The sequence below is a fragment of the Catenulispora rubra genome, assembly GCF_015356825.1.
GTDB classification, from domain to species: Bacteria; Actinomycetota; Actinomycetes; order Streptomycetales; family Catenulisporaceae; genus Catenulispora; species Catenulispora rubra.
The window spans coordinates 1-2,650 of sequence record NZ_JAACYW010000551.1 but is presented as its reverse complement, the minus strand read 5'-3'; the positions used below and the strand labels follow the sequence as shown (position 1 = coordinate 2,650).

The 2,650-nt window shown below is 68.1% G+C and carries 3 protein-coding genes and 1 pseudogene; 2 read left to right on the top strand and 2 right to left on the bottom strand.

Going from position 1 to position 2,650, the window contains the following annotated elements:
* Positions 1 to 428, top strand: a pseudogene (locus tag GWK61_RS53855) (cytochrome c biogenesis protein DipZ); the annotation flags it as partial.
* A 50-nt stretch (positions 429 to 478) separates the two neighbouring features.
* Here GWK61_RS53855 and GWK61_RS53850 read toward each other — a convergent pair.
* Positions 479 to 1,147: a hypothetical protein gene (locus GWK61_RS53850; RefSeq protein WP_194922174.1), complete on the bottom strand. Its 669-nt coding sequence runs from the start codon at positions 1,145 to 1,147 to the stop codon at positions 479 to 481.
* Between the two features lie 128 nt (positions 1,148 to 1,275).
* On the opposite strand from GWK61_RS53850, the gene GWK61_RS53845 reads away from it, so the two are divergent.
* Positions 1,276 to 1,785, top strand: coding sequence for a VHL beta domain-containing protein (locus GWK61_RS53845; protein ID WP_194922173.1), 510 nt, complete (start codon positions 1,276 to 1,278; stop codon positions 1,783 to 1,785).
* Positions 1,786 to 1,866: 81 nt separating this feature from the next.
* Here the strand turns inward: GWK61_RS53845 and GWK61_RS53840 are convergent, their stop codons facing one another.
* Complete coding sequence (locus GWK61_RS53840; protein WP_194922172.1) at positions 1,867 to 2,550, bottom strand: carboxymuconolactone decarboxylase family protein; 684 nt, start codon at positions 2,548 to 2,550, stop codon at positions 1,867 to 1,869.
* Positions 2,551 to 2,650 lie beyond the last annotated feature (100 nt).

The window sequence follows — 2,650 nt, the reverse complement described above, 5'->3', positions numbered from 1 at the left end:
CCGACGTCCCCGACACCACCCCCACCAACGCGACGCAGACCCCTGAGACCTACCTCGGCGCCGAGCGCGCGAACAGCTTCGCCCCGGGCCAGGCCGGCACGTTCCACTCCGGGACGCAGACCTTCACCTACCCGGCGACCGTCCCCGACGACGAGTTCGCCCTCGCCGGGTCCTGGACGGTGGCCTCGCAATCGCTGACCGCCGGCCAGAACTCCGGCATCCGGCTGAACTTCATGGCCGGCAAGGTGTACCTCGACGTCGGCGGCACCGGCACGATCACCGTCACCGTGGACGGCAAGACCACCAGTTATCCGGTGTCCGGGGCGCCGAACATCTACACGCTCGTCGACCGGTCCGCCCCGGAACGCAGCACCCTGACGGTGACGTTGTCGCCCGGGCTGAGCGCCTACTCGTTCACGTTCGGGTAGCGACGGCGATCACGGCGGTGGCCCGATCACGGCGGTCGCCCGGAGATGTTCTACGCGATCGGGGTGAGTTCGAAGCCGACCGTCTGGCCGGCACTGTTGGAGGCCGTCCCGACGATCACGCCGTTATTGTTGATCCCATCAGCGTTGAGCAGGGTGAACCCGGATCCCGGGGCGATCAGGCCATTGAGATCGGCGGCGTGGCCGTTCTGGTAGACGAACGCGTGGCCGTTGCCCCCGACGCCGACGATCACGCCGCTGTCGTTGATCGCATTCGCCACCGCGTCACCGGCTCCGGTGCCCGGGGCGTTGAGGTCGGTGACCGTGCCGTTGGCGAAGAGCACGGCGTGCGCGTCGGTGTCGGCGGTCTCCACGTCGGCGCCGACGGCCTGTCCGGCCGAGTTGACCGCCAGCGCCTCGGAGGTGAAGCTGCCGGGCAGCATGCCGAGGGCCCTGATGGTGCCGTTCTGCCAGGCGGCGGCCTGGAAGACCGAGGTGCTGGTGTCGGCCTGGCCGACGATCAGGCCCGAGTCGTTGACGGCGATCGGCTCGACGTCGACACCACCGCCCGGCAGCGCCGGCAGCCTGGTGACGGTGCCCCCGCTGATCGTGAAGCCGACGTCGCCCCGGTTGGAGCCGAACCCCGTGATCAGACCGCTGTCGTTGATCGCCGTCAGCGCTGGCGAGGCGACGAGGTTCTGGAGCCCGACCTTCGCCCCCACGTCGGTCGACGTGGCACTATCGGCCCACTCGGCTCGCGCAGAACGGCATCGCCGACGACGCCGCCCGATCCTACGCCGCCCTGGCTCAACGCAGCACCGAGCAACTGGGAGCAGGACACCCGTACACCTTGCACCTGCGCCAGGCCTACGCCGATCAGGTCGGCCTCGGTGGCGATCCGGACAGTGCGGAGCGCCTTTATGAAGTCATCGTCAGAGACTGCCTTCGCCACCTCGGCCCGACCCACGCCACGACTGCCACAGCCCGTCAGGGCCAGGACCACTGGCAGCGCACCGCACACGAATCGCCTGTGGTCTACCCGTCCGTGGCGGCACCCCAGACCCCGTCCAGCACGTGGCCCACGCTGGACGCCTTGCCTCCGTCCGCTGCGAAGCAACTGATGGCCCAGCCCTCACGACAGAGCACCTACGTCGAGTTCGACAACGTCTCCGGCAAGGTGTTGCACGTGTGCTGGATCGACTTCAACGGGCACCCGCAGTTGTACAAGGTGCTGAACCCGAACCAGAAATACGTCCAACAAACCTACGTCGGACATCCGTGGGCCTCGATCGAACCCGACGGGACGATTCACGCCGTCTTCCAACCGTCCGACGCGTCGGCACGCGCTGTACTGCGTTGATCGTGGCCGCAGCGACCAGAGCGGAAGCGGCTCCTAGTCGGGGGCAGGCCTTCAGGCACAGCCGGACATCTACGTCCCCTGCTACACCTCCAGATCAATAAGCAGTCCGTCAAGCACGATCAAGGCCCGCCAGGCCCGCGTCATCCCGAACGTCGCGGTGGCGCGGACGGCGGCCCGGACCTCGTCGGGCGTCACCCCTGCGCCGAGGGCGCGGCCGACGTGGATGCGGAAGCTCTCCTCAAGGGTCTGATAAATGACGTCGACCGTCATGCTGGCGAGCGCGCGCTCGCGGACGCTGATGCGGGACATGTCGGCGCGCATGCGGGACTGGAGGTCCATGTATTCGGCGAAGCCCGGGTCTATGGCGTTCATCTCGGTGCGCAGGGTCGCGGGCATGGGGCTGCCGGTGCCGGCCACGTTCAATTCGTGGCGGTGGCCCGTCGGGCCGGGCAGGCCGTGCTCGCGCTCGACCTCGATCAGGCGCTCCAGGGCGGCGAGCGCCGCCGGGTAGCCGCTGTCGTAGGAGACGAAGCGCAGCAGTTCGCGGAGGTCGTCGGCGTCGAGGCCGTTGTTCAGGGCGGCGCGCACGTGCAGTTCGAACGGCGTCCCGAGAATCTGCTCGCAGACGTCGGCGACGAGGCTGACGATGGTGCGCTCGCGAGGCGTCAGCTGCGCTCCGGACGCGGTCGGCCGGAAGCTCGCCGCCGCCATCTCCGCGAACACCGGGTCGAGTTCTTCCAACGTGCTCTGGGTTGGCAGTGTCATCGTGACCCCCATAAGTGAATATCTGTAGGGCTACAGCTGTAGCTCTACGAGCGTAGCCCTACAGGGCGTCCCATACAATGGGAAATCATGGAAGCGACCG

What these genes read in the sequence shown, in the direction of transcription:
- GWK61_RS53840 (WP_194922172.1), bottom strand. Translation starts at nt 2,550, where the DNA reads ATGACACTGCCAACCCAGAGCACGTTGGAAGAACTCGACCCGGTGTTC.